Annotated in this window: 23 protein-coding genes; 9 read left to right on the plus strand and 14 right to left on the minus strand. The window is 70.6% G+C overall.

Annotation, left to right across the window (positions count from 1 at the left end):
* Positions 1-57: 57 nt before the first annotated feature.
* The 4 genes from LWF15_RS15975 to LWF15_RS15990 form a co-directional block, all read right to left on the minus strand.
* Entirely contained in the window at positions 58-1353 is a 1296-nt protein-coding gene (locus tag LWF15_RS15975) for an ABC transporter substrate-binding protein (RefSeq protein WP_269810237.1), read from the minus strand.
* A gap of 146 nt (positions 1354-1499) precedes the next feature.
* Positions 1500-2570 (minus strand): LacI family DNA-binding transcriptional regulator, encoded by a 1071-nt coding sequence (locus tag LWF15_RS15980; RefSeq protein ID WP_232811650.1) that lies wholly within the window; start codon positions 2568-2570, stop codon positions 1500-1502.
* Positions 2571-2652: 82 nt separating this feature from the next.
* Complete coding sequence (locus tag LWF15_RS37580) at positions 2653-3126, minus strand: PH domain-containing protein (RefSeq protein ID WP_232811608.1); 474 nt, start codon at positions 3124-3126, stop codon at positions 2653-2655.
* Between the two features lie 15 nt (positions 3127-3141).
* Positions 3142-5832, minus strand: coding sequence for a sensor histidine kinase (locus tag LWF15_RS15990; protein ID WP_232811609.1), 2691 nt, complete (start codon positions 5830-5832; stop codon positions 3142-3144).
* Positions 5833-5930: 98 nt separating this feature from the next.
* Between LWF15_RS15990 and LWF15_RS15995 the strand changes: the two genes are divergently transcribed.
* The 3 genes from LWF15_RS15995 (at position 5931) to LWF15_RS16005 (ending at position 8219) form a co-directional block, all read left to right on the plus strand.
* Positions 5931-6911, plus strand: coding sequence for an NAD(P)H-quinone oxidoreductase (locus LWF15_RS15995; RefSeq protein WP_232811610.1), 981 nt, complete (start codon positions 5931-5933; stop codon positions 6909-6911).
* A gap of 202 nt (positions 6912-7113) precedes the next feature.
* Positions 7114-7728, plus strand: a complete 615-nt coding sequence (locus LWF15_RS16000) for a bacterial proteasome activator family protein (protein WP_408623343.1) — start codon at positions 7114-7116, stop codon at positions 7726-7728.
* Positions 7729-7769: 41 nt separating this feature from the next.
* Positions 7770-8219 carry a hypothetical protein gene (locus LWF15_RS16005; RefSeq protein WP_232811611.1) on the plus strand — a complete coding sequence of 150 codons (450 nt, stop codon included), beginning with the start codon at positions 7770-7772 and terminating at the stop codon, positions 8217-8219.
* A gap of 375 nt (positions 8220-8594) precedes the next feature.
* Here LWF15_RS16005 and LWF15_RS16010 read toward each other — a convergent pair whose 3' ends face one another.
* Both LWF15_RS16010 and LWF15_RS16015 read right to left on the minus strand, forming a co-directional pair.
* Positions 8595-11321, minus strand: a complete 2727-nt coding sequence (locus tag LWF15_RS16010; RefSeq protein WP_232811612.1) for a putative bifunctional diguanylate cyclase/phosphodiesterase — start codon at positions 11319-11321, stop codon at positions 8595-8597.
* 119 nt (positions 11322-11440) lie between these two features.
* On the minus strand, positions 11441-12220 hold the full coding sequence (locus tag LWF15_RS16015) for a VOC family protein (protein WP_232811613.1): 780 nt from the start codon (positions 12218-12220) through the stop codon (positions 11441-11443).
* Positions 12221-12323: 103 nt separating this feature from the next.
* On the opposite strand from LWF15_RS16015, the gene LWF15_RS16020 reads away from it, so the two are divergent.
* Positions 12324-13031 (plus strand): DUF5710 domain-containing protein, encoded by a 708-nt coding sequence (locus LWF15_RS16020; RefSeq protein WP_232811614.1) that lies wholly within the window; start codon positions 12324-12326, stop codon positions 13029-13031.
* Here the strand turns inward: LWF15_RS16020 and LWF15_RS16025 are convergent.
* A complete protein-coding gene (locus LWF15_RS16025; RefSeq protein WP_232811615.1) occupies positions 13015-15330 on the minus strand; it encodes a putative bifunctional diguanylate cyclase/phosphodiesterase in 2316 nt (771 codons plus the stop codon). The genes LWF15_RS16020 and LWF15_RS16025 overlap by 17 nt on opposite strands.
* Before the next feature lie 117 nt (positions 15331-15447).
* On the opposite strand from LWF15_RS16025, the gene LWF15_RS16030 reads away from it, so the two are divergent.
* Positions 15448-16128, plus strand: coding sequence for a glycerophosphodiester phosphodiesterase (locus LWF15_RS16030; protein WP_232811616.1), 681 nt, complete (start codon positions 15448-15450; stop codon positions 16126-16128).
* 3 nt (positions 16129-16131) lie between these two features.
* Here LWF15_RS16030 and LWF15_RS16035 read toward each other — a convergent pair whose 3' ends face one another.
* Genes LWF15_RS16035 through LWF15_RS16050 form a run of 4 tightly spaced genes read right to left on the minus strand, consistent with a single transcriptional unit; the run spans position 16132 to position 18415 of the window.
* A complete protein-coding gene (locus tag LWF15_RS16035; RefSeq protein WP_232811617.1) occupies positions 16132-16377 on the minus strand; it encodes a hypothetical protein in 246 nt (81 codons plus the stop codon).
* A 48-nt stretch (positions 16378-16425) separates the two neighbouring features.
* The gene (locus LWF15_RS16040; protein ID WP_232811618.1) at positions 16426-16656 is read right to left on the minus strand and encodes a hypothetical protein; all 231 of its coding nucleotides are present in this window, start codon (positions 16654-16656) and stop codon (positions 16426-16428) included.
* Positions 16657-16666: 10 nt separating this feature from the next.
* The gene (locus tag LWF15_RS16045; RefSeq protein WP_232811619.1) at positions 16667-17398 is read right to left on the minus strand and encodes a DUF1275 family protein; all 732 of its coding nucleotides are present in this window, start codon (positions 17396-17398) and stop codon (positions 16667-16669) included.
* Between the two features lie 60 nt (positions 17399-17458).
* Complete coding sequence (locus tag LWF15_RS16050; protein ID WP_232811620.1) at positions 17459-18415, minus strand: glycoside hydrolase family 5 protein; 957 nt, start codon at positions 18413-18415, stop codon at positions 17459-17461.
* Between the two features lie 65 nt (positions 18416-18480).
* On the opposite strand from LWF15_RS16050, the gene LWF15_RS16055 reads away from it, so the two are divergent.
* Positions 18481-19899 (plus strand): glucose-6-phosphate dehydrogenase, encoded by a 1419-nt coding sequence (locus tag LWF15_RS16055; RefSeq protein ID WP_232811621.1) that lies wholly within the window; start codon positions 18481-18483, stop codon positions 19897-19899.
* On the opposite strand, the gene LWF15_RS16060 is transcribed toward LWF15_RS16055, so the two are convergent.
* From LWF15_RS16060 to LWF15_RS16070, 3 genes are all read right to left on the minus strand, one after another.
* Positions 19876-20448 (minus strand): hypothetical protein, encoded by a 573-nt coding sequence (locus LWF15_RS16060; RefSeq protein ID WP_232811622.1) that lies wholly within the window; start codon positions 20446-20448, stop codon positions 19876-19878. The genes LWF15_RS16055 and LWF15_RS16060 overlap by 24 nt on opposite strands.
* A gap of 80 nt (positions 20449-20528) precedes the next feature.
* Positions 20529-21329 (minus strand): GntR family transcriptional regulator, encoded by an 801-nt coding sequence (locus tag LWF15_RS16065; RefSeq protein ID WP_232811623.1) that lies wholly within the window; start codon positions 21327-21329, stop codon positions 20529-20531.
* A gap of 40 nt (positions 21330-21369) precedes the next feature.
* Entirely contained in the window at positions 21370-21888 is a 519-nt protein-coding gene (locus tag LWF15_RS16070) for a DUF6328 family protein (RefSeq protein WP_232811624.1), read from the minus strand.
* Between the two features lie 107 nt (positions 21889-21995).
* Between LWF15_RS16070 and LWF15_RS16075 the strand changes: the two genes are divergently transcribed.
* The 3 genes from LWF15_RS16075 (at position 21996) to LWF15_RS16085 (ending at position 25149) form a co-directional block, all read left to right on the plus strand.
* Positions 21996-22643, plus strand: coding sequence for an ACT domain-containing protein (locus tag LWF15_RS16075; RefSeq protein ID WP_232811625.1), 648 nt, complete (start codon positions 21996-21998; stop codon positions 22641-22643).
* A 187-nt stretch (positions 22644-22830) separates the two neighbouring features.
* Complete coding sequence (locus LWF15_RS16080; protein ID WP_232811626.1) at positions 22831-23400, plus strand: histidine phosphatase family protein; 570 nt, start codon at positions 22831-22833, stop codon at positions 23398-23400.
* 84 nt (positions 23401-23484) lie between these two features.
* A complete protein-coding gene (locus tag LWF15_RS16085; RefSeq protein WP_232811627.1) occupies positions 23485-25149 on the plus strand; it encodes a long-chain fatty acid--CoA ligase in 1665 nt (554 codons plus the stop codon).
* Positions 25150-25154 lie beyond the last annotated feature (5 nt).

Below are 25154 nucleotides of genomic sequence, written 5' to 3' on the forward strand. Positions count from 1 at the left end.
CGTGGGAACCCGCCGGTCTCCGCCGGAGACCACGCGACGATCCTCCCGAACACGCACTCAGCCGCCGGCGGCCGCCGAGTCGATCGCTTCAGCCATGTTCTTCAGCGCATCGGCGGTGGACGTCTCACCCTGCAACGCCGCGTAGGCGTTGGTCTGGATGGCCTGGGTGACCGCGGGGTAGAACGGCGTCACCGGGCGCGGGACCGCCGACTCGATGCTCTTGAGCAGGTCCGGGAGGTAGGTGAACTCCTTCACCAGCTCCGGGTCGGTGTACAGCTCGGCCAGCACCGGCGCCAGCGTGCCGACCGTGAGGTCGTTGCGCTGAACCTCTTCGGACTGCATGAACTTGATGAAGTCGAGGGCGCTGGCCTGGGTGTCGGAGTAGGTGCTGATCGCCACGCTGTGCCCGCCCAGGCTGGAGGCGCCGTGGCCGTCCGGGCCGGGAAGCGGTGCGATGCCGTACTTGTCGGCCACCTTCGAGCTGTCACCGCTCAGGATGGCCGCCGCGTAGGGCCAGTTACGCAGGTACATCAGCTGGCCGGCGGAGAAGGCGTTCAGGCTCTCGGTCTCCTTGAAACCCAGGGCCTCCTTCGGGATGTAGCCCTCCTTGAAGCCGTTGACCAGGAAGTCGAGACCGGTGGTGGCCTCGGGCGAGTTCACCGTCGCGCTCTTGCCGTCCTCGCTGACCACGGTGCCGCCGGTGGCGTTGATCGCCTCGGCCGCGTTCACCGTCAGGCCCTCGTACTTGGCCAGCTGACCGGCGTAGCACGCGGGCTTGTCGCCCTTGATCGTGCCGCTGGTGGTCTTGCCCTCGCAGGAGGAGATCAGCTCTTCCCAGGTGGTGGGCGCCTTTTCGACCAGATCCTTGCGGTAGTAGAGCAGACCACCGTCGGAGGCGTAGGGCGCTGCGTACTGGGTGCCGTTGTAGGTGGCCGCCTCGACCGTGGCCGGGAGCAGTGCGGCCTGGTCGAGTGCGAAGTCGTCCTTCAGGGGGACGAGCCAGCCCTTGGCCGCGAACTCGGCCGTCCACACCACGTCGACCGTGACGACGTCGTAGTTCGCGTCTTTCGACTGGAAGTGCTGCTGAAGATCGGCGAGCTGCTGGTCGGCCGAGTCCGACTGCTGCTTGATGGTGACCTTCTCGTCGGGGTGGAGCTTGTTCCACTCCTCCTCGATGTACGGCATGGTGCCGCTGTTGTCCTTACCGGTGACGAATGTGAAAGGGCCCCGGGCCTCCCGGGCGGCAGAATCAGAACCGCTTCCCCCGTCGTCGTCACCGCCCCCACATGCGGTGGTCAACACCAGAACCGTGCCTAAAAGACCTGCTAGGGCCGCGGCGCCTTTGCCTCGCATGACCTGTGTCCTTTCCGTTGGGACCGGACTCGTCGATTCGTTTCGACTATTTCAGGGAAGCTAGGTCTTCCCTGACCGGCTGTCAACGGCGGTAAACCTACTGCGATCGACCTGTTATTGATGAGAGTTCAGATAACTTGTGGTGATCACCGCAGGTACCGACGTTGTCGAGACCCGGATCGGGCCTCGGAATTACCCATGAGTTGATCGGCGACCGGGGCTGGTGCACATGAGCCCCGAAGATTCAGTTCCCCCCTGAAGAGCAATTGCCGGGCAGGCCCCTTCTCACCGTCCAGACGCCGCAGCAACAAGTCCACGGCCGCCTGACCGATCTGCGCGGCGAACGGTCCGACCGTGCTCATCGGTGGCGTTGTCAGTTCTGCGACCGGGGGCGCCATGTCGATGCACATCATGGACAGATCATCGGGAATTCGCCTCCCGAAATCCGCGGCGGCCCGCATCAGGCCGGGCACGGCGTGCTCACCGGAAACAATGACGGCAGAGACCCGGGCCTCGGTACCGACGAGTTCCTCGAATGCGGCCCGGCCTTCGGCCTCCGACCGCCCGGCGCGCACCGAGACCAGTTCCACCCCCGCCCGCCGGGCCGCCGCAGCGAGCGCCCGGCCCAGTTCCGGCACCTCGTCGCCGGGCGGATGGTCGACGAATCCCAGGATGTGGTGCCCCAGTTCGGCCAGGTGCCCGACGGCCAGCTGGGCCGAGGAGTCGAAATCCGTTGTGATCCGGTCAGGGCCGTCCGAACCGTCGGAGCCGTCCGGGCCGGCGTGGTGACCGATCGTCGTGAACGGCACCCCCGCGTCGGCGAGCACCGGGATCCGCGGGTCCTGGGCCCGCACGTCCATCACCAGCACCCCGTCGACCAGTCCCTGGCCGGCGAAGTTGGCCAGGTCGTCGACGGCCTCGATGCCGGTGGTCCAGAGCATCAGGTGATAACCGCGCTCCTGGGCGTGATCCGAGGCGCCCAGGACGTATTCGAGGGTGCTGAGGCGCAGGTTGCCGGTGTGGGCCGGGAGCAGGAACGCGATGATGCGGCTGCGTTTGCTCTTCAGCCCGCGGGCGAACGCGTTGGGGGTGTAGCCCAGGTCGAGCATGGCCTGCTCGATGCGCTCGCGGGTGGAGACGGAGATCGGGCGGGTACCCGAAAGGGCGTACGAAACGGTGCTGACCGACACACCGGCCAGCCGCGCGACGTCCGCCATCGTAGCCACAGCGCACCTCATCCTCCGAAAGGCGTCGACACTGACAGGACCTCTCGTCTGGCCAGATGTTACGGCGATCGGCTCACCGCCGGAAGGCGTCGGGCCGTCTCGCCTCGATCTCGCGCAGCGTGCCGCGCAGCCGGGCCAGCGCCCGAGGGCGGCTGGTCGGGGCCGTGGGCTGCACCAGGGGCGGCGGCACGTTGATCAGCGAGCCGTCTTTCAGGGTCACCCGGACGGACTCGGAACCCTTGATGCCGGAGGCGATCTCGATCCGCTCGATCTGCTCCCAGGTGGCCCAGCGCTCCCGCAGGAGGTAGCGCACGGCCACGCCCTCCTCGTCCGCCTCCAGGTACATCCGCAGGCAGCCCAGGGCGACGGCGAAGAGCCCGGCGGCGATCACGCCGAGGATGCCGCGCGCGGTGGGCGGGACGTCGAGGTAGATGGCCACGAACGAGCAGGCGCAGACCGCGAGCATCACCAGGGCCACCACCGGCACCGGGATCCGCAGGATCAGCGGCGGCAGGGGCGAGTGACGGTCATCGGCAGCGTCGACCACGCCCTCACCATACGTTCAGCGCTCGGGGTTGTCTCCCGGCCGCGGCTGCGGCACCCCCGGCTCGCCCGTGGACTCCCGGCCCTTCTCCGACCCCGAACGCAGCCCGGCGAGCATCGCCCGGACGTGGGCGGCCCGCTGACGGGTGGCCTCCGCAGGAGCAACGGCCTGGCCGGCCAGGGACGACCGGCTGGCGCTGACCATCGGGACCGGGCCGGTGGCTGCGTGCCGGGGGGCGGGGCGGGCCGGCTCCTCGTCCAGCGGCTCGCGCGGTCCGGGCGGCTCCGGCGACGTGAGGGCCGTCGGCTGGGCGGTCGCCTCTTCGAAGCCGGGCTCGTCCTCGGCCGCGGCCGCCTGGGCCGGGATCGGGGGAGCCTCGGTGGGCTCGGCGGGCTGCTCCTCCGGGCTCTCCGGCCAGTCCGCGACCGGCGGCGGGCCGAACTGTTCCGGCGGGGTGAGGTCGTCGTCGGCCGGGACCTGGAAGTTCGGGTCGTCGAGCGGGGTGACCTGGGCCGGGACCGCCGCCTCCGCCGCTGTCTCCGCCTCTGCGGCCGCCTCACGAGCCTGCCGGTTCAGCACCTCTTCGAGCAGCGACACGGAGTCCTGGGACACCGGCTGTACCGGCTGCATCGGCTGCATCGGCACGGCGCGAAGGGGCTCGGCGGTGGCCCGGGGCAGGCCGGGCTGAGTCGGCAGCGGACCCCGGACGGTCAGTCCGGCGGCCTGCGCGGCCTGGGCGGCGGCCTGCGCGCCGGCCTGCATTGCGGCCTCGGCCCCCTCCTCGAGCGCACGACGCTGACGGCGCAGCTCGGCCCGGCTGGGGTAGCGCCGAGGGGCCACCGGCTCGGGCTGGGCCGCAGGCTCGGCCTCGTGGGGGTGGGACACGTGCGGCGGGTGGCTCAGCGGGTCGGCCGGCGAATCGGGCTCGGACACCGTGAAGGTGGCCGGGGGCTCCGTCGTCACTGGTTCGATGGGGGCGAAGAACGTCTGGGGGACGGCGGCCCGCCGGCCATGTCGGCGGGGCACTGTCTCGTCGACTGCGGGCGACTCGTCCAGGTTGTGAACATCGTCCGGCGACCCGAGATCGTCCGCAATCGGGTTCGGTTCAGCGGTCAGGGGTTCGTCGTACACCTCGGTCGGCTCGAAAGACTCCTGTTCAAGGGGGTCATGAAGCTCGGACGAGGTCTGCGGCTGCTCGTACGAGACCTCCGGCTCGCTGAACGCCGGGTCCTCGTCCGTTGCCGAAATAGCTGCCAGAGCGGGTGTCTCGGCAAAGGTTGGCGCCTCGCCCGGGGTTGTCGCCTCGTCGAAGGGCTGCGTCTCTTCCGGCAGCAGCGGAGCATTCGCCCCGAACGGCTGGTCGAGCGAGAGCGGCCCGGCCACGGCCACCGGATCGGCCAGAACGGCCGGTGGTTCCGGCATTCCCGGGTATTCGGGCCGGGGCCCGGTGGAACCGAAATCGTCTGCGGCGGGCATGACCTCGGGCTCGGGCACCGGAAGGTCGGTGTAACCCTGCATCTCGGCGTACTCGGAAAGGTCGGTGTGATCGTCGTAGTGCGTGTAGTCGGCCACCGGCGCCTCCGCAAAGGTGGGCTGAGCGCCGTCCTTGAGTTCGATCTTCTCGGCGGGCCGGGCCCCGGCTCCGGTGACGAAGGTGCCCCCGGGCAGGTCCACGCTCACGCACACCCCGCCCGACTCGGCCCGGGACATCTCCACCGTGCACGGCACCTGCCGGGCGAGCCGGCTGACCACGAACAACCCCAGGTCGAGCGCGCCGATCTCCTCGGTGACCACGGCTTCCGGGTTGCGCAGGCGCTGGTTGGCCCGTTCCAGATCGGCGTCGGAGAAGCCCGGACCGGAGTCCTCGATCCGCACCCGCACCGCGTTCGTCCCCCGCACCGGATCCGCCTGGACCCGGACCCCGCCGGCCGGGAAGGCGTAACCGACCGCGTTCTCGAGCAGTTCAGCCAGCAGGTGCCCGAGCGGGACCACGTGCTCGGCCCGCACCGCTCGGTCGAGCGAGTTCGTGGTGACCACCCGGGAGCCGTTCTCGATCTCGGCGGTGGCGGCCGAGATCACCTCGGACAGCGGCATCGGCTCACTCGCCCGGCGTTCGGTCTCGGCACCGGCGACCACCAGCAGCGATTCGCCGTTGCGGCGCAGCCGGGTGGCCAGCTCCCCCACCCGCCACAGCCCCGACTGAGTCTCCAGCGAGCCGTTGCCGTCCGCCGACAGCTGGTCCAGGCAGGACAGCTGACGGGACACCAGCACCTCGTTGCGCCGCGCCGCCACCACCACCAGTTCGGCCGGGTACTGCCGGTGTTCCCGCGGTTCCCGTTGGGCCGGACGGTCCGGTTCGGCCGGTGGCTGGATCACGATCGGCAGCGGGCCTCGCTGCACCGGGACCGCGGGCATCATGGACGAGTGGTGGCGGGTGGCCGCGGCGGTACGGGTCTGTTCGTCGTGCCCCAGGCCGTTGCGCAGCAGGCTCGGCCCGATCGCCAGGGTGAACAGGGTCAGGAGCAGACAGAGGCCGAGCAGCGCGAGCAGGACCGTGCGCGCACCGCCCTCGTTGGCCGCGGCCACGCCGACGGCGCAGACCACGTCGAGCACGAGGGCCGGTACGACTAGCAGGCCGAGCAGCCGGCGTTCACCTGAGGGGGGCACCGTGAGGGTCTCGGCGGCCTGACGGCGCAGATTGAGTGACATCCGATCACGGATTGCAGCCGCCCGGTCACCGCCACGCCGGTGACGTCGAAGCCTCGGCTCCCCGATCCCGGGGCTTCTCGGCCGTATCGTCCTGTTCCATGAAGGCCGTGGTCATCAGTGAGTTCGGCGACCCCGACGTGCTCCGGACGCAGGACGTGCCGGATCCCACCGTCCGCGCCGGCGAGGTCCTCATCGACGTCGCCGCCGCCGGGGTGAACCGCGCCGACCTGCTGCAGCGCGCCGGCCACTACCCGCCCCCGCCCGGCGCCCCGGAATGGCCCGGCATGGAGGTCAGCGGCACGGTCAGTGCGGTCGGCGCCGAGGTCGACCACTGGACCCCGGGCGATCAGGTCTGCGCCCTGCTGACCGGTGGCGGTTATGCCGAGCGGGTAGCCGTACCCCAGGGCCAGGTGCTGCCCGTGCCCAAGGGGATCGACCTGGTCGACGCGGCGGCCCTGCCCGAGGTCACGGCCACGGTGTGGAGCAACGTCTTCATGGCGGCGGGCCTGCGGCCCAACGAGGTGCTGCTGGTGCACGGTGGTTCCAGCGGTATCGGCACGATGGCGATCCAGCTGGCCCGGCAGGTCGGCGCCCGGGTCGCGGTGACCTGCGGATCGGCCGACAAGCTGGAGCGGTGCCGCGAGCTGGGGGCCGAGATCCTGGTCAACTACCGGGAGCAGGACTTCGTCGAGGTGCTGCAGGAAGCCACCGACGGCCACGGCGCCGACGTGGTGCTGGACAACATGGGCGCCTCCTACCTGGCCCGGAACCTGGCCAGCCTGGCCTACGGCGGCCGGATCGTGATGATCGGCATGCAGGGCGGGGCGAAGACCGAGATCAACCTGAACCACCTGATGCGCCGCCGCGCCGCCCTGATCGCCACCACGCTGCGGGCCCGGCCGGCGGCGGAGAAGGAGGCGATCGTCTCCAGCGTGGGGCAGCACGTCTGGCCGCTGCTCAGCTCGGGCCTGGTGAAGCCGGTGATCCACGCCCGGATGCCGCTGTCGGAGGCGGCCGAGGCGCACCGGGTGATGGCCGCGTCGCAGCACATCGGCAAGATCCTGCTGACGACCCACTGACCACACCAAGCACAGCCAGAATCACGTTCCGTAGTGGAAGTTGAGTCTTGAAGCACCGGCTCTTGCGGGCGTGATGCAGAACACTTCACTCCCAGTCATGGTTCTTCATCGGCTGACCGGCTGATCCGGAGCATCGCCGAGCGGCGGAGATCCGTCTACGCGGAGGGCGAACGCCTCGCGCGGCGCCGAACGGCAGGGCACGATGGGAGCCATGACCAGCCAGCCGCACCCGTCTGCCACCACGGGGGACGTAACCGACATTTCCGATTCCAGCCAGGAGGCCGGCGCCGACGGTGTGGCGGAACGAGTTGTCGTGGTCACCCCCGAGGGCATGGCGGTCACCGGCCCGTCCGACAGCGAGACCAACCCGGCCAACCAGATCGAGCAGCCGGCCAAGGTGATGCGGATCGGCAGCATGATCAAGCAGCTGCTGGAAGAGGTGCGCAACGCCCCGCTCGACGAGGCCGGCCGGGCCCGCCTGGCGGCGATCCACGAGCGCTCGCTGAAGGAACTGGAAGACGGCCTGGCCCCCGAGCTGGTCGAGGAACTGCACTCGATCGTCCTGCCGTTCAGCAGCGACACCGTGCCCACCGACGCCGAGCTGCGGATCGCCCAGGCCCAGCTCGTCGGCTGGCTGGAGGGCCTGTTCCACGGCATCCAGACCGTGCTGTTCGCCCAGCAGATGGCGGCCCGCACCCAGCTCGAGCAGATGCGCCGAGCCCTGCCCGGCAGCCCCGGCGGCGGCCTGCCCCAGGGTGCCGAGGGGCTCGCGGGTCAGCCGCAGGCCCGCCCGGGCGGCACCGGCCAGTACCTGTAGGTCAAGGGCGTCAGGCAGAGAGACGAAGGTCAACCGTGGGGATGCTCGACTGGATCCGGACGCCGGTCATCGGCCCGGGCCCCCTCGGTAACGGCGTGTGGCGCCGCGTGCACGATCGGTTCGCGCGGTCCGTCCGTCGCTACCGGACGGTCATCGAGGTCGTGCCCTCCCGGCCGGTCCGGGCCGAGCTGGCCGAGATCGCCGAGGACCTCGACGAGATCCTCGAACTGGTGCGCGAGGCCTGTGAACACGCCCAGGCGGTGGCCCCCAGCGAGGGCCCGGACGTACCGATCGGCCCCGGCGACGTGTACCTGGACGTGCACCGCCGCCTGGCCCGCGCCGCCACCCTCTGCAGCCGCGCTTCGGAGTCGGCGATGATGACGCGGGTAGCTGTGCGGATGAAGGATGCGGACGGGGTACGCGACCACATCGACGCGGCCCGGCGCACGGTGAAGCAGGTGCGGGAAATGGTCGAGGGCGCCGTCATCTGAGGCGACCGGGTTCACCGGCCTTGGTCGCGAAAGGTGCCACGCAGAAGTTGAATCCGCGCGGTTATCAAGCCTTTGCCCGTGCCTTGAGTCAGCCTCATGCCGTGATGGTCGGTGCCCGGACATGACCTCAAGGGGGAGTTTGTCGAGAGAACACTTGGACGTCCAAGCGTTCTCTCGGGAAACTCCCTCCCCTCCCTGAGGGTGCTCAGCGTGAACACTGGGACCGGAAGCGGATGTCATCATCGCCGCATGGCCAAGACCTTCTGCCGCCGTTGCGGGGTCGAGCTGCGCCGGCGGTTCGGGCGCTGGGTTCATGTGGCGCAGATAGGGCCGGTCGCCTGCCCACAGCCGGAGCCGGAGCCGGAGCGGTAGCGGTCAGGAGCGGGGGGTGCTGGGCAGGGCGAGGGGCTCGGTCGAGGCGGCGACCAGCTTGGACACCACCTCGGCGGGGCCGGGGCGGCCGAAGTGGTAGCCCTGGGCCATGGTGCAGCCGAGTCGGCGCAGGGCCATCAGCTGGCCGTGCTCCTCGATGCCCTCGGCGATCGTCTCCAGTTTCAGGGTGTGGCCCAGCTGCACGATGCTCTGCACCAGGTTGTCCTCGGCGTCCGCCCCGGACAGGCGCTCCACGAACGAGCGGTCGATCTTCAGGATGTCGACCGGGAAGCGGTGCAGGTAGCTCAGTGACGAGTAGCCGGTGCCGAAGTCGTCGATGGCGATCCGGATGCCCAGGTCCTTCAGGGCCTGGAGGGTGCGCACCGTGCTCTCGGTGTCGTTCATCAGCACGCTCTCGGTCATCTCGAGCACCAGGTGCTCGGCCGCCAGCCCGCTCTCGAGCAGCGCCCGATTCACCTCGTCGGCGAAGTCGCGGCGCTGCAGCTGCTTGCCCGACACGTTCACACCGATGCTCAGCGGCATCGACGGTGACAGCTGGGACCACTCCTGGCCCTGGAAACAGGCCTGGCGCAGCACGAACCGGCCCAGGTCGTGGATCAGGCCGGTCTGCTCGGCCAGCGGGATGAAGACGTCGGGCGGGACCATGCCGCGCTCGGGGTGCGGCCAGCGCACCAGGGCCTCCACCCCGACCAGGTCGCCGGAGTCGAGGATGTAGGTGGGCTGGTAGTGCACCTGCAGCTGCTCGTCGGCGATGGCCTTGCGCAGCTCGGCCTCCAGGGCCAGCCGCTCGACCAGGGTGCTGTGCATGCTCGGGTCGTACAGGGCCGGCTCGCCGTCCTGGCGCTCCTTGGCCCGGTACATCGCCAGGTCGGCGTTGCGGATCAGCTGGTCGGCGCCGACCGTGCCGACCGGGGCGCTGGCGATCCCGATGCTGGCCCGGATGAACAGGTCCCGGCCGTCGATCACGATCGCCGCCTCCATCGCCTCGCGGATCCGGCTCGCCACCGTCACGAACTCGTCGCCGGAGGTGGCGCCCTCGACCAGGATGGCGAACTCGTCGCCGCCGAGCCGGGCGATCGTGTCGCCGGGGCGCAGGCAGCCGGTGAGCCGGCGGGCCACGTCGACCAGCAGGGCGTCGCCGGTGGCGTGGCCCAGGCTGTCGTTGACCTCCTTGAACCCGTCCAGGTCGAGGAACAGGACGCCGACGCTCTCGGTGCCGTTGGTGCGCCGACGCATCGCGTGCCGCACCCGGTCCAGGAACAGCGAGCGGTTGGCCAGGCCGGTCAGGGAGTCGTGGAAGGCCTGGTGGACCAGTTCGTCCTCGAGCTGGCGGCGCTCGCTGATGTCCCGGGAGTTCAGCACGATGGCCTGCACCGACGGGTCGTCGAGGAGGTTGGTCATGGTGTTCTCGATGGTCACCCGGCGCCCGTCGGGGAAGATCGCCCCGATCTCCAACGTGGCGGTGGCCAGCGGCTCGGCGGCGATGCCGGTGAGGGTCTCGGTCATGCTGCGCCGGGACGGCTCGTCCAGGTACTCCTGGATGTCCCGGCCGATCATGATCTGGGGCGGGACGCCGAAGACCCGGGCCACCGAGTCGCTCAGGTAGATGATCCGACCGTGGCGGTCGACCATCGAGACCACGTCGGAGCTGTTCTCGACCAGTGCCTGGAACCGCTTGTGAGAGGTGTTCAGTTCCTGGGTACGGGTGCTCACCCGCTGTTCGAGTTCGCGAGTCAGGGCCGCGTTCTCCTGCAGGCTGAGTAGCTGCCGCACCACCATCAGCAGGATCAGGGCCGAGCGGATCCAGCGGGTGGTGTCGTCGTCGACGCCGGTGATCTCGGGGATCACCAGAGAGGCCGCGGTGGCCGCCACGATGAAGAAGTAGGGCAGCAGTTGGCCGATCTGGCGGGGAATCCGCTCGTTCTCGGTCTCGCTGGGACGCTGCGGCATCAGGGCGGCGACGAACAGCAGGGTGAGCCCGGCCAGCCAGCCGGCGTCGCTCGGGTGGCCGTTGTAGTACTCGCCGGACAGCGAGAGGTAGGTGTAGGCGCTGTCTCCGAGGCAGAACGCGATCACGGCGGCGGAGATCTGCTCCACCGGCAGGGTGGTGCGCACGCCGTCGCCCCGCACGCGCAGCACCAGGTAGGTGGCCAGGGTGATCAGGGCGACGTCGCTCACCGGGTAGTAGAACAGGACGACCTTGCCGAGCACCCCGGTCGAACTGGCCTGGACCACCGGGCCGATCACGCTGACCCAGCCCACCAGCAGCACAGCGGCGCCGATCAGCAGGCCGTCGAGCAGGGCCCGCAGCCGGGCGGCCAGGTTGGGTTCCGGCACCGCCATCTGCAGCAGGCCGACCGCGAACAGCGGGGCGATCAACAGGAAGGGCAGGTCCGCGAGGGACGGGGTGGGCGGTACCCGGTCGAGCAGGACGTAGACCGTCTGGATCGAGGTCCCCAATGCCCAGAACAGGGCCGAGGCGCCGAACATCCGCCAGGTGGTCCGGACCCGGCCCGGAGCACTGCGCTGGGCCCGGACCAGGCAGGCGACCCCGGCCAGCGGGCCCGCCACGAGCAGCGAGAACTGGGAGATCAGGGCGTCGGTGGACCGGGACCCCGGCTGGAGGACCAGGAGCACCGTCACGGTGAACCACCCGGTCACGGCCAGGGCGATCAGCACGGAGCGCAGTCCGGGACGGGTGGTCGTCATGGTGCATCCGTCGTCCGGTGACTATCCGTTAATGATGGTCCGTTGGAGTGCCTCTTTCCCTACTCCCGATCACGATGCCTCTCTCACCGACCCGCCCAGAGGCCCACGAACGTCTTCAATCAGGCGTTCTTCCAGTCGGACAGCGAACTGAGCATGAACCCGGCGCCACCCGGGTCGGCCACTCCGGCCAGCCGCCCGAACGGCGTGTCCTCGGGGCTCATGTTCACGCTGCCCCCGTGCTCCACGATCTTGGCCACGGTGGCGTCCACGTCGTCGCAGCCCAGGTAGAAGTGCCAGTTGGCAGGTACCCCGGGCGGCAGGAACTTGGCGTCCATGATGCCCGCGACCTGCACGCCGTCGGCGATCTGGACGGTGTAGCGGAAGTCGTCGCTGTCGCCGGTGATCTCGGTGTCCCAGGCGAAGGCCGACTTGTAGAACTCGACCGCGGCCGGGTAGTCGGTGGCGTGCATCTCCACCCAGAACGGGGCCCCGTCCTCGTTCCAGATCTGCGTGCCCTGGTGCTGCCGGGGCTGCCAGGCGGCCACCAGGGCGCCCGAGGTGTCGGCCGCGATCAGGAACCGGCCCAGGTCGGCGATGTCCATCGGGTCCATCACGACCGTGCCGCCGGCCTCGCGGACCTTGACCGCGGTGGCATCGGCGTCGTCGGTCTGCAGGTAGATCATCCAGGCGTCGGGCTGGTCGGGCTGCTGCTTGGCGCCCAGTCCGGCCACGTCCCGGCCGTTGTGCCGGAACATCACGTAGTTGCCGAACTCGTCGCCGCTGACCTCGTAGGTCCAGCCGAAGACGCCGGCGTAGAAGTCGCGCATCCGCTCCGGGTCGGAACTGCTCAGGTCGAACCAGATCGGGGCACCGGAGGGGGCGGTCTCGCGGAAGGGCATGACAGGTCTCCTTGAACGATCTTCGTCTGCGCGGCTCACAGCGTAGTGTGATCAAGCGCTCACAGTGCGGCTTGTCGGATGCTGGACGTGATTCGATGGGGGCGTGGAGCGCATCTGGCTGGACGTGCCGTTCGACGAGAAGGACCAGGCCAAGGCGGCGGGAGCGCGCTGGGACACGGGCCGCCGGTCCTGGTACGCGCCGCGGCCCGGGATGGGCGAGCTGGAACGCTGGACAGCGGCCGAACCGCTGCCCGACCTGCTGCCCGGCGAGGACCGCTCGCTGGGGGCCGGGCTGTTCGTCGACATGGTGCCCTCGACCTGCTGGTTCACCAATGTGCGCTCGTGCGTGAGCCCGCGCGACTGGGAGCGGATCCGCCGCATGGTCACGGCCCGCGCCGGTCAGCGCTGCGAGACCTGCGGTGCCCCGGAGGACCGGAGCCGGCGACGCTGGCTCGAGGTGCACGAGCGCTGGACGTACGACGAGCCCACCCGGGTGCAGCGCCTCGGCCGGCTGATCTGCCTGTGCAGCGACTGCCACACGACCACCCACTACGGCCTGGCCGGGATCCGGGGCCGGGCCTCCGAGGCCCGTGCGCACCTGCAGAAGGTGATGGGGCTGAGCGCCAGTGACGTGGGCATCCTGATCGAGGTGGCCACCGAGCAGTACTACCGGCGCTCCAGTCACCCCTGGGAGCTGGACCTTTCGATCCTGACCGACACCGGCGTCACGGTGACGCCGCCGCCCAGCGCCGAAGATCGGCCGGCCGCGGCCCGGGAAGGGCTGTACCGGTCCTTCAGGGGGCCGAGATGAGTTCCAGCCCGCGCCATTCCGCGCGCCAGCGGTCGAGGTCCTCGGCCGGCATCGGCCGGGCCAGCAGATAGCCCTGGGCCGTGTCGCAGCCGAAACTCACCAGCTTGACCAGGGTCTCGGGGTTCTCCACGCCCTCGGCGACGGTGGTCAGGCCCAGGTTGCGGCCGAGTTCGACCACGCTGCGCACGATCAGCTCCTCGCCCTCGTCCTGTTCCATCGCCTGGACGAACGAGCGGTCCACCTTGAGCTCGCTGATCGGCAGGCTGCGCAGCTGCTTGATGCTGGTGTAGCCGGCCCCGAAGTCGTCGATCGAGATGGTGATGCCCTGCGCGGCCAGGCGCTGCAGCAGCTGCTTGGCCCGGACCGGGTCGGCCATCAGGGCGCTCTCGGTCACCTCGAGCAGCAGCAGGGAGGCGTCCACCCCGTGCTTGGCCAGCAGGCTGCGCACGGTCCGGTCGAACTCGTCGTCGTGCAGGTTGCGGGCCGAGGTGTTCACCGCGATCCGCAGCGGGACCCCGGCGTCCATCCAGACCCGGGCCTGGGTGAGCGCCAGGTCCAGCACGTGCCGGGTGAGAGCCCCGATCAGGCCGGTGTTCTCGGCCAGTGGGATGAAGGCGTCCGGCGGCACCAGACCCCGTTCCGGGTGGCTCCAGCGCAGCAGGGCCTCGACCGAGTGCACCTCGCCGTCGGTGAGCGAGACCTTGGGCTGGTAGACCAGGTACAGCTCGCCGTTGCTGAGGGCCCGGCGCAGGTCGCCGAGCAGGGCCAGGCGCTGGGGGGTGTTCACGTCGTCGCGCGGGTCGTAGCCGGCCACCCCGGTGCTGCGGCCCTTGGCCACGTACATCGCCACGTCGGCGCGCTGCAGCAGGCCCGCGGCCGAGTCCTCGCCGGCCGGGTCGGACACGGCCACACCGATGCTGGCCTCGACGTCCAGCTCGACGCCCTCCACCACGAACGGCTCCTCCAGCGCGTCGTGCAGCTTCCAGGCCACCGCGCAGGCCCCGTTCAGATCGCTGACCTGGGGCAGGAGCACGGCGAACTCGTCACCGCCGAGGCGGGCGACGGTGTCCACCCCGCGCAGCGCCCGCTCCAGGCTCCGGCCGACCTGGATCAGCAGCTCGTCGCCGTAGTGGTGGCCGAGGGTGTCGTTGATCTCCTTGAACCGGTCGAGGTCGAAGATCAGCAGGCCGACCCGGATCCCGTGCCGGGCGCCGTCGCGCAGCGCCTGCTGGGTGCGGTCGGTCAGCAGGGCCCGGTTCGGCAGGCCGGTGAGGTCGTCGTGCAGGGCGCGGCGGCGGATCTCGTTCTGCAGCTCCCGCTGCTGGGTGATGTCGTTGGCGGTCAGCAGTACCCCGGCCAGGTCGGGGACGGCGGTGTGGTCGCGCAGCGAGACCTCGTAGGTGCGCCACAGGCCCTCGTCGTCCTTCTCCCCGCTCTGGTGGGCGGCCGCCTGGATGCGTAGTTCGGTGCGCAGCACCCCGTCGCCCGGCCGCACGCTGACCAGGCTGGTCAGCAGCGTGCTGCGATCGGCCGGATGGACCCGGCGCAGGACGCTGTCACCGGTTTCCGGATCGTCCGGCCGGACCTCCAGGACACGCGCGGCCGTGGGGGTCAGGAACGTGGTCGTGCCGTCCCGGCGGACCACGGCGATCAGGTTCGAGGACTCCTGGGCGATCAGCCGGTTGCGTTCGGCGATCCGCTCCTGCTGCTCCTGGAGCACCCGGCCCAGCCGGCGGCCGCTGCCGAGCAGCCCGATCATCACGGCGGCCGCCGCGAACGCCACCACCAGAGCACCGTCGCTCAGCCACCGGGCCCGAGTGGCGGCCGACCCGACCGAGTCGGTGAGCTCCTGAAGCCGGGTCAGCATGGTGTCCAGCATCGGGTCGGCCCCGGCCGAGTCGGTCTCGCCCAGTTCCCGCTCCACCACCCGGGCGTAGTCGTGGTGGGCGTACAGCAGTTCGTTCACCCGGTCCTGGTCCAGCCCCGGCCCGGACAGCTGCGAGATCTGCTGGGCAACGTCCTCCTGACTGTCCCGGGTCCAGGTCCGGGCGGCCTCCTCGGTCATCTGCCCGGCCCCGGTGCGCCAGCGGATCGCGTCCTGGGCGTGCACCGCGCTGGTGATCAGGGCCAGTTCCCGTTCGGCCGTGGCCCCCCGTTCGGCCGTGTACCCCAGCCAGAGTGTCGCGGCGGCCGTCACCAGCAGGACCAGCAGGGCGACCCGCACGGCTCGGCTGTACCTGCGCACCTGCTCCGGCCGGGGCGGCCCTGGGGGCCGGGCGCGACGCAGGGACAAGGGCATGTCGTGGGTTTCGGCGGACGCGGCGCACCAGTCAAGCTCTGATACCGACAAGCTTTGGGTACTGGTAACCCCCGGGCGTCTGACGGCCTCCGTGGGATGTCACCGATAATCGGGTTTGTGGCGTCCCCCTTGATGATCGCGCACCGCACCCCGGCCGACCGGACGAGCTGCGAGGCCCTGGTGGCATCCGGCGCGAACGTGTTCGAAGTGGACCTGATGCTGGCCGCCGACGACGAGATCGTGCTCTCGCACGACATCCCGTTCCTGACCAGCGTGCCCTGGTTGCGGCACGACGGACTGCGGTTCATGTTCGGCCGGCACCCGGTGGGCCCGCCGCTGGCGGCGGTCGCCGAGCTGCTCCCGTCCGGGGTGGAGATGCTGCTGGACCTGAAGTGCGACCGCGGCACCGAGGCGTTCCGGCTGGTGCGCAAGCTGCTGACGCTCGGCCTGGACCCGGCCCGGTGCTACGTGAGCAGCAAGAACTGGCGTTCGATGGAGGAGCTGGAGCGCGAGGGCTTCCGTACCTGGCGCAGCGTGGCGCACCCATGGGCTCTGAAGGGACTGCTTGAGGACGACGCGGCGCCCGGTTACGCGGTCACGGTCCGGCACCCGCTGCTCACCTCGGGACCGAACGGCACGATCGAACGTCTGCAGCGCCTGGGCAAGGTGATGGCCTGGACGGTGAACGACCCGCAGCGGGCGGGCGAGCTGGTCGCGGCCGGGGTCGACGGGGTGACCTCCGACCTGCCGGCCGTGTTCAGCTCGATGAGCGCCGAGGTGACGCGCCGGGCCGGCTGAGGGTCACTTACGCCGGGCCTTGGTCTTGGCCGGCCGGTCCGGCTGCTTGCGCATCCGGACCTGCCCGAGGTTCTGCTCGTCGATCTTCTTGGCCTCGGACCAGGCCTTCCAGCCGCAGACCCCGAGCCAGAGCAGGCCGATCACGAAACCCAGCAGGTTGCCGTGCATCGCGCCGAGGACGGCCCGGACGAAGCCAAGGAAACCCAGGACGGACCAGAAGATGATCCTCAGACGCTGTTCCTTGGTCATGCCGTCAATCTACCTGCTGGTCACCGGCCGGTGGCAGTCACGATCCGGTCACCGCCGGCCGTAGCGCTCCCGGTCGAGCTTGCTCGGGGCCGCCTTCTTGGCCCGTTCGCGCATCACCATGACCACGGCGATCGCACCGCCGCACCAGGCTCCCAGCAGGCCGCCGGAGACTGTGCTGTTGATTTCGGTCAGCACCGTGACCACGACCAGAACCGCCAGAACGGCCAGCCAGACCGCGATCGCGATCCGCACCCGCGGGGTCAGCTTGAACTCGCCCATGAGCATCAATCTAGCGGGGCGCCTGACCGTGTCGGCGGGTCGTCCACACGCCCAGGCCCAGAGCCAGGGCCACCCCGCCCAGTTGCAGCGCCGGCACGAGCCCCTCGGCCCACTCCAGGAGGGCGGCGGCCACGGCGGCGCCGACCACCAGGGCGATGAGCAGGGTGCCGCTGTGCGAGACATCCTTTAGAGGACGTCCGGAGGCCAGTCGGACGACCAGAGTCGTCAGGGTGCCGGTCATGTAGGTCGTGGACAGGCCGGACACCCCGAAGCGCGTGATCGCACTGCTCTGCAGGCCCAGGGCGAACGAGTTCAGCGCCAGCAGGGCGGCCATCAGCAGACCCTCCGGGTGGTTGCCGCTGCCCCAGTAGAAGCCGGCGTAGACCGCGAGGACCACGAGTTCCACCAGCAGGGCCCGGTTCACCGCCGCCGGCCAGACCGGGTCGGCCGCCGAGGAGGTGCCGGCCACCCGCGTGCCGATCGCCGCACCGGCCACGAAGGCGGCGATGGCGGCCAGGGCGTGGGCCCAGACGTCCGCTTCGCCGTGGGCCAGACCGGTGCCGAAGAGCACCAGGTTGCCGGTCATCACGCTGGTGAAGGTGCCGCCCAGGGCGAGGAAGCCGATCGCGTCGGTAGCACCGCTCACGAAGGCGAGCACCACCGCAGCCCGGTCGCGGGCCCGCCCGGCCGCCACCCGTCCATCGTTCTGCTCCGCGGCCTGCTCGTCCTGCTGAGCAACCATGCCGACGCCTCCTTGGGATCCAATCAACGTCTGATTGTGCACGATCCTGAGGAGCGGCGGTCAGGCGCCTCGCAGGGCCTGCAACAGGTCTGCACGCCAGATCTGGGTGGCGGGGTCGAACACGCCGAAGTCGGTGGCGAAGTCCCAGTGCACCCAGCCCAGGCCGAGCCGCTCGCACTCCGAGCGCACCCAGCCGGTCCAGGCCACGCGGTCGGCCCAAGGAGCCTTCTCGTAGGCGCCGAACTCGCCGATCACCACCGGTAGGCCATGGTCGGCGGCCCAGGCGGCGGCCCGGGACAGATCGTTGGTGACGGCCCGCCGGTCGCGCTCGGCGTCGTCCCAGTGCGGCCCGCCCGGCCAGCCGTTGCCGCGCGCGTTCGACTCCCCGCCCAGCCAGCGGGTACCGGCCCAGGCGTCGGCGCCCTCTTCCCAGTGGGCCGACTGGTGGGTGAAGGCGAACGGCTCGTAGTAGTGCAGGGTGGCGACCAGGTGCTCGTCGCGCGGCACGTCCAGCTCCAGCAGGCCGGCCGGCGTGCCGGCCCGGGCACCCGAGACGATGACCGGCCGCGACCCGTCCTCGGTTCGAACTGCCTCCAGAACCTTTGGCAGCAGGGAGTTCCAGCCGCTCGGCGTGAGCGCGTCGCGGGGTTCGTTCAGCAGGTCGAAGGCCAAGCGGGCGTCGGGCTGGTCCGCGAACCCACGGGCCAGGTGCGCCCACAGCCCCACCAGCTTCTGGGCCGCGCCCGGCTCGCCCTGCATCAGCCCGTCGGCATGGTGCATCGAGAGCACCACGGCCAGATTGCGGGCCAGCGCCTGCTCGGTGATCGAGCGCACCACCTCGTCGAGGCTGCCCAGGGGTTCGTCCCACCACCGCACCGGCAGGCGCACGCAGTCGAAACCCGCCGCCGCTATGGCGTCGAGGTGCTCCGGCCGCAGCTCCCAGCCCGGCCGGACCCCCTCCCGCAGGTCCAGCAGACCGCCCAGATTGACTCCACGAACCTGCCCCCATGCATGCACAACCGCGACAATACGGTCGGCACACACGGATGGCGAGGTTCCGGATCTGGGGTGAGGATCGGCGGGTGACCGAATCCCCGCAGTCACCGACCATTTTTGTCCTGTTCGGTGCCACCGGCGACCTTGCCGCCCGGATGGTGCTGCCCGCCTTCTACACCCTCGCGCAGAAGAATCTGCTGCCGCCGCAGTGGCGCCTGATCGGCAACGGCCGGGGCGACGTGGCGCACGAGGACTTCCGCAAGGACGTGCGCGCCGCCCTCGACGAGTACGGCCCGGAGGTGGACGAGGCCTCCTGGGACGAGTTCGCCGGGCGCCTGCTGTTCGCCGGGGGCGGGTTCGACGAGACCGGCCCGGGCAGCCTGCTCGACGTGATCCGCGACGTCGAGGACGAGCTGGACGACACCGCCGAGCCGGACTTCGTGCACTACCTGGCCATCCCGCCCAAGGCCTTCGAGTCCACCGCCCGGGCGCTGAAGAAGCACGGGCTCAGCGACCGGGCCCGGGTGGTGTTCGAGAAGCCCTACGGCACCTCGCCCGACGACTTCCGGCAGCTCGACTCGGTGGTCCACGAGATCCTCGACGAGGAGCAGGTCTTCCGGATCGACCACTTCCTGGGCAAGGAGGCCACCCAGAACCTGCACGTGCTGCGGTTCGCCAACCAGACCATGGCCGGGATCTGGCACCGCGAGCACGTGGCCGCGGTGCAGATCGACGTGCCGGAGACGCTGGACGTGGCCAACCGGGCGGAGTTCTACGACGCCACCGGCGCCCTGATGGACATGGTGGTCACCCACCTGATCCAGGTCGCCGCCGAGGTGGCGATGGAACCGCCGCTCAGCCTGGGGGCCGACGACCTGCAGCAGGCCCGCGAGTCGGTGATCGCGGCGTTCCGGCCGCTGAAGCCCGAAGAGGTGGTGCTCGGCCAGTTCGAGGGCTACCGCGAGATCGAGGGGGTGGCCGACGACTCGCAGACCGACACGTTCTGCGCGGTCCGCCTCTGGGTCGACACCGACCGCTGGCACGGCGTGCCGTTCCTGCTGCGCACCGGCAAGAAGCTGGGGATCAGCGAGCAGCGGGTGAGCCTGGTCCTGCGGCCGGTCGAGGGCCCGCTGCCTGCTCCGGAGCAGCCCAGCACGATCGACCTGTCCCTGGCCGGGGCCGGTTCGCTCGAGGCCGGTTTCGTGCTGAAGCGCCCGGGCGAGGGGCTGAAGCTGGCCCAGGTGCGGCAGCGGCTGGAACTGCAGGACGTGCAGGACGCGGATCCGTTGCCGCCCTACGTGGCGCTGCTGTACGACGTGCTCACCGGCGACCGTTCGCTCTTCACCGGCAGCACCGGGCTGGAGCACGCCTGGCGGGTGGTCGACCCGATCCTGCGGGACCGGCCGCAGCCGCAGCCCTACGCCCCCGGCAGCATGGGGCCGGAGGCCGCGGACGAGCTGGCCGCCCCCTACGGCTGGCGGTCAGGCGAGCACCGAGACGACTGACACGGCGAGCGAGGTGTCCGGCTCCAGACCGGCGACGGTGACCGGAGCCGGACCCTCCAGCCGGAACTCCGGCGCCGGGCCGAGCACGAGCTGGCGCTGCCAGACCGCGGTGAGCGAGCCCGTCTCCACCCGGGCCTCCAGGTCGGAGAACAGCTCCGCGTAGCTCACTCCGGCGCGCTTGCGCCCCCAGCCCACCCAGGCACCTTCCACCGGGGGAGCGGTGCCGGCGCGCAGCCCGTAGAGCCCGCCGGTGCCGTCGAGCACCGCGCCGGCCAGGGCGTCGTGCCGTTCGAGGCGCGTCTCGTCCACCGCGGCCTCGGCGAGCACGCCCAGCGAGGCGTAGCCGTCGATCAGGTACCAGTCTTCGTAACCCGGGGTGCTCTGCCAGGGCAGGGGCGGCACCCGCAGGGTGTACGAGGCCAGGTAGCCCGGGACCTGCCCGGCGCCCAGCATGGCCAGGCGCTCGTGGAAGAGCGCCAGGTCACGCTCGTAACCCTCGGGCGAGATGCCGTTCTGCGGGCGGTGCCAGAAGGTGTACGACAGCGTCACTCGCGGTCTCCCCAAGGTCTCACCGAACAATTGGGGACGATTGTCGCGGACCCGGGACGGACGTCCATAGTTTGTTTTTCTCAGGACTCCGAGGAGGCCTTGGGCGGCCCGTCGAGCGGCTCCGCCGCCACCGTGTACCCCTGCGGCGACCACTCCGCGAGCACCGAGTAACGGTCGGCGCGGACCACGGTGTGCCGGTACTCCATGCGCCGCTGCTGCACCGTGCTGACCCGCTCGATCTGGAAACAGGCCACGTCCGGCGGCACCGCCAGCAGTTCCCGGTCGCGCTGGGTGGGCATGATCGCGCCGATCCGCTCGCGCCCGCCGGCCATCGAGACCCCGCAGCGGGCGGCCAGCTCGTCGTACAGGCCGGAGACGGTGAAGTCGACCTCGAGCAGCGGGCTGGCCACCTCGGCCGGGATCCAGACCCGGTCGTGGGCCATCGGCAGCTCGTCGGCCAGGCGCATCCGCTCCAGGTGGAACAGCGGCACGTCGGGCTCCAGGCCGAGCTCCTCGGCGGCCGCCGCCCAGGTGACGATCTCCTGGGCGATCACGATGCTGCGCTGCAGGATGCCCTGCGCGTCGACCTCCCGGAACAGCGAGTACAGACTGCCCAGCGGCGGGTTGGAGTCACCGCCGCGACGCACCCACGAGCCCCGGCCCTTGGCCGAGTCGATCAGCCGCGACTCGCGCAGCCGGCGCAGCGCCTCGCGCACCGTGTACCGCGAGACCGCATAGGCCTCGACGAGCTCGAGCTCGCCCGGGAACTCCTGATCGAACGCACCAGCCTGCAGCCGGCGGGTGAGCTCCTGCTGGAGCTGCGCCCAGAGCGGCATGGGACTCGAGCGATCAAGGGCATGAACCTCGTCCGGCCCCGTCACGGTGACCACCTCCGGGCCGACGCGTATCTACGGCAGTAGCTTAGTGGTCCTGGTGGGGCGACTCGCCCTCGCCTTCCCCCGCCTGCGCCCCGGGCGCACTGCCGGAGCGCGCCAGGAGCGGGAAGAGCGCCCAGGCCGCGAGCAGGATCACTCCCAGACCACCGGTGATCACGAGCGCCGTCGACCGCCCCAGGACCAGGTCGAGGACCAAGTCCACCGCACAGCAGATGGCCAGCGCCAGGAAGAACAGGCCACCGATGGCGAAACGGGAGGCGACCAGGACCACCTGAGCCTTCTGCCGGCGGCCGAAGAGGGCGCGGTGGTAGGCCACCGGTGCGATCAGGCAGACGGTGGCCCCGGCCGCCAGCAGCAGCGCTGCCACCCAGACGTTGCGCTCCCAGCGGTCCAGGTCCTCGAACCGGCTCTGCAGCGGCAGGGTGAGCAGGAACGCGAACAGGATCTGCACCCCGGTCTGGGTGACCCGCAGCTCCTGCAGCAGGTCGACGAAGTTGCGGTCGGCCCGTTCGGCCGGGGTCTCACCAGGGCGATGCGCGTTCATCCGCCGCATTCTCCGGGGTGCGTGATCTGCGCTGCATCGGGGTCTGCGGCCGGTCGCCGTGTGGAATTCTGTCCGTCTCATTCCACCTGGCCGTCAGGAGGCCCGGCTTGCTCGCTCGGATTCGGTTCGGCGTCCCGGACAGGCCCGGCAGTCTGGGGCGGGTCACCTCGGCGATCGGCTCGGTGGGGGCCGACATCGTCAAGATCGACGTGCTCGAGAGCGAGTCCGGCCGGGCCCTGGACGACGTGTTCGTGCAGATCCGCGACGCCGCCCACCTGGAGCGGGTGGCGACTGCGCTGGACGCCCTGGCCGGGGTGGCGGTGACCGGCGTGCAGCATCCGGCGCCCCCGGTCACCGGTCACGCCGACCTCGGCCTGATCGACCAGGTGCTCTCCCGGCCCGAGCGCGGGCTGCAGACCCTGGTCGACGGTGCACCCCACTGCTTCGGGGCGGAGTGGGCCGCCCTGGTGGAGTACGGCTCCGACCTGGCCGCCGTGAGTTCCGTGCTCACCGTCAGCGTGGCCAGCCCGGGTCCGGAACACGTCGCCCTCACCTCACCGCTGCGTCTGGCCACGGTGCGGATGACTGCGCCCGGGGCGGCCGAGCCCTACAGCGGTACCGCGCTGGTCCCGATCGGCCCCGGTCCGCTGGCTCTGGTCCTGGTGCGTTCCCGCGGTCTGGACTTCCACCGTTCGGAGCTGTGGCGGGTGGGCCAGGTCGGCCAGATCGTCGGGACCGTCCTCGCGCCGGTGTAAGAGCCCGTGCTGCGGACCATGACCTACTGCGGGGCGCCCGGTGGCCGCCTGGACGCGTCCGGCGTGGCCCCACGTAGAAACACCGCTATGAGGGGCCCCACCGGCCACGCCCAGACAGCCACCGGACGTCTCCTCGCTACGGCCCTGATCCGCAGCACGGGCTCCCGCTCGTGTGAGGATCACGCCTGTGACCTTGCATGAACCTGAACTCTGGCTGATCCGGCACGGGCTGACCGAGTGGGCCCGCGACCGCCGGCACACCGGCCGCAGCGACATCCCGCTGCTGCCCGAGGGCGAGGCGGCGGCCGCCAAGCTCGCTCCTCGCCTGGCCGACGTCCACTTCGACCTCCAGCTGTCCAGCCCGCTGCAGCGGGCTTGGCGCACCGCCGAACTGGCCGGACTCGACCCCAAGGCCGAGCCCGACGCCCAGGAATGGGACTACGGGCAGTACGAGGGCATCACCACCGCCCAGATCCAGGAGCAGGTGGCCGGCTGGTCGATCTGGACCTCCCCGGTGCCCGGTGGGGAGACCCTGGAACAGGTCTCGGCCCGGGCCGACCTCGTGATCGAGCGGGTGCGGCGCGAGGCGCAGACCCGCGCCGTGGTCGTGGCCCACGCCCACTATCTGCGCATCCTGGCCGCCCGCTGGATCGGGCAGGACGCCTCGCTGGCCGCTCACCTGGCGCTGCACACCTCGACACTCAGCGTGCTGGGCTGGGATCGTGGGACCCCGGTCATCGATCAGTGGAACGGCTGATCTCCGCATTTGGGGAAACCCCCACCTGGTCGTGACCGTTGGGCAACACACCGATGTGTCCCACGTCACGACGAGGTGATTTGTGTGCGCAGCACCATGCAGAACGTTCCCCTGATGACCTCCCGCATCATCGACTACGCGGGCACCGTCTACCCCGCGTCGGAAGTGGTCACCTGGGGCGCGGAAGGCCCTCGGAGGCAGTCGTTCCCCGAGGTGGCGAAAGACTGCCGCAGGCTGGCGCACGCGCTGCGGGCACTCGGGGTCGAGGGCGACCAGCGGGTCGGCTCGTTCATGTGGAACAACGTCGAGCACCTGGTGCTCTACCTGGGTGTTCCGGCGGCCGGGGCGGTGCTGCACACGATCAACATCCGGCTCTTCCCGCAGCAGATGGTCTACGTGGTCAACCACGCCGAGGACAAGGTCGTCTTCGTCGACAACTCCCTGGCCCAGCCGTTCTCGGCGCTGCTGGAGCACACCCCGCTGGTCGAGCACGTGGTGGTCAACGGCCCGGTGCCGGACGAGGTGAAACAGGCGCTCGCCGGCGGCGGTAAACGCCAGGTGCACGACTACCGGGCACTGCTGGACGCCCAGCCCGACACCTTCCAGTGGCCGGAGCTGGACGAGAACGACGGCACGCTGATGTGTTACACCTCCGGCACCACCGGGCACCCCAAGGGCGTCGTCTACTCGCACCGCTCGAACCTGCTGCACGCCACCTTCTGCGCCGGCGCCAACGGCCTGGGGCTCACCCACTCCTCCCGGGCGCTGGCGATCGTGCCGCTCTTCCACGCCAACGCCTGGGGCCTGGCCTACGCCGCGATGATGGCCGGCTCCAGCCTGATCATGCCCGACCGCTTCCTGCAGCCCGAGCCCCTGGCCCGGATGATCGAGGGCGAGAAGGTCACCTGCGGCGGGGCGGTCCCCACCCTGCTGACCGGGCTCCTGGAGTTCCTCGACGGGCATCCCGAGGTCGACGTCAGCAGCCTGGACCGGATGATCGTGGGCGGCTCGGCCTGCCCGCCCGCGCTGATGCACGCCTTCCATGAGCGCTACGACGTCACCCTGCTGCACGGCTGGGGCATGACCGAGACCTCGCCGCTGGGCACCGTGGCGATTGCCCCGGAAGGCGTGGAGGGCGAGGAGTACTGGAACTACCGGCACTCCCAGGGCCGGCTCGCCCTGCACGTCGACGCCCGCCTGATCGGCCCGGACGGCAGTCCGCAGCCCTGGGACGGCAAGGCGGTGGGCGAGATCGAGGTGCGCGGGCCCTGGATCACCGGCTCCTACTTCCGCGACGACGACCCGGCCTCGGCCGACAAGTTCGACGACGGCTGGCTGCGTACCGGTGACATCGGCAGTCTCACCCCGGACGGCTACCTGACCATCAGCGACCGGGCGAAAGACGTGATCAAGTCCGGCGGCGAGTGGATCAGCTCGATCGACCTGGAGAACGAGCTGATGGCGCATCCGGCGGTGCGCGAGGCCAGCGTGGTCGGGGTGCCGGACGACAAGTGGGGCGAGCGCCCGCTGGCCATCGTGGTGCCGGCCGAGGGGCAGACGCCCGCGGTCGAGGAGCTGCGCGACTTCCTGCAGGCCCGGGTCGCCCGCTGGCAGGTGCCGGAGCGCTGGGCCTTCGTCGAGGAGGTGCCAAAGACCAGCGTGGGCAAGTTCGACAAGAAGGTGCTGCGGGCCCGGTACGCCGAGGGGGCGCTGGACGTGGTCCAGGTGCAGAAGGCGGCCTCGGCCTGAGCCCG

The organism is Kineosporia rhizophila, from assembly GCF_021277265.1.
Lineage (GTDB): Bacteria > Actinomycetota > Actinomycetes > Actinomycetales > Kineosporiaceae > Kineosporia > Kineosporia rhizophila.

Excerpts from the sequence above, each read along its gene's own strand:
- LWF15_RS15995 (WP_232811610.1), top strand. The coding sequence starts at position 5,931 with ATGAAGGCCGTGGTCATCAGTGAGTTCGGCGACCCCGACGTGCTCCGG.
- LWF15_RS16035 (WP_232811617.1), bottom strand. The coding sequence starts at position 16,377 with ATGACCAAGGAACAGCGTCTGAGGATCATCTTCTGGTCCGTCCTGGGT.
- LWF15_RS16045 (WP_232811619.1), bottom strand. The coding sequence starts at position 17,398 with ATGGTTGCTCAGCAGGACGAGCAGGCCGCGGAGCAGAACGATGGACGG.
- LWF15_RS16040 (WP_232811618.1), bottom strand. The coding sequence starts at position 16,656 with ATGGGCGAGTTCAAGCTGACCCCGCGGGTGCGGATCGCGATCGCGGTC.
- LWF15_RS15975 (WP_269810237.1), bottom strand. The coding sequence starts at position 1,353 with ATGCGAGGCAAAGGCGCCGCGGCCCTAGCAGGTCTTTTAGGCACGGTT.
- LWF15_RS16005 (WP_232811611.1), top strand. The coding sequence starts at position 7,770 with ATGCTCGACTGGATCCGGACGCCGGTCATCGGCCCGGGCCCCCTCGGT.
- LWF15_RS16025 (WP_232811615.1), bottom strand. The coding sequence starts at position 15,330 with ATGCCCTTGTCCCTGCGTCGCGCCCGGCCCCCAGGGCCGCCCCGGCCG.
- LWF15_RS16010 (WP_232811612.1), bottom strand. The coding sequence starts at position 11,321 with ATGACGACCACCCGTCCCGGACTGCGCTCCGTGCTGATCGCCCTGGCC.
- LWF15_RS16070 (WP_232811624.1), bottom strand. The coding sequence starts at position 21,888 with ATGAACGCGCATCGCCCTGGTGAGACCCCGGCCGAACGGGCCGACCGC.
- LWF15_RS15980 (WP_232811650.1), bottom strand. The coding sequence starts at position 2,570 with ATGGCGGACGTCGCGCGGCTGGCCGGTGTGTCGGTCAGCACCGTTTCG.
- LWF15_RS15990 (WP_232811609.1), bottom strand. The coding sequence starts at position 5,832 with ATGTCACTCAATCTGCGCCGTCAGGCCGCCGAGACCCTCACGGTGCCC.
- LWF15_RS16000 (WP_408623343.1), top strand. The coding sequence starts at position 7,114 with ATGGGAGCCATGACCAGCCAGCCGCACCCGTCTGCCACCACGGGGGAC.
- LWF15_RS16015 (WP_232811613.1), bottom strand. The coding sequence starts at position 12,220 with ATGCCCTTCCGCGAGACCGCCCCCTCCGGTGCCCCGATCTGGTTCGAC.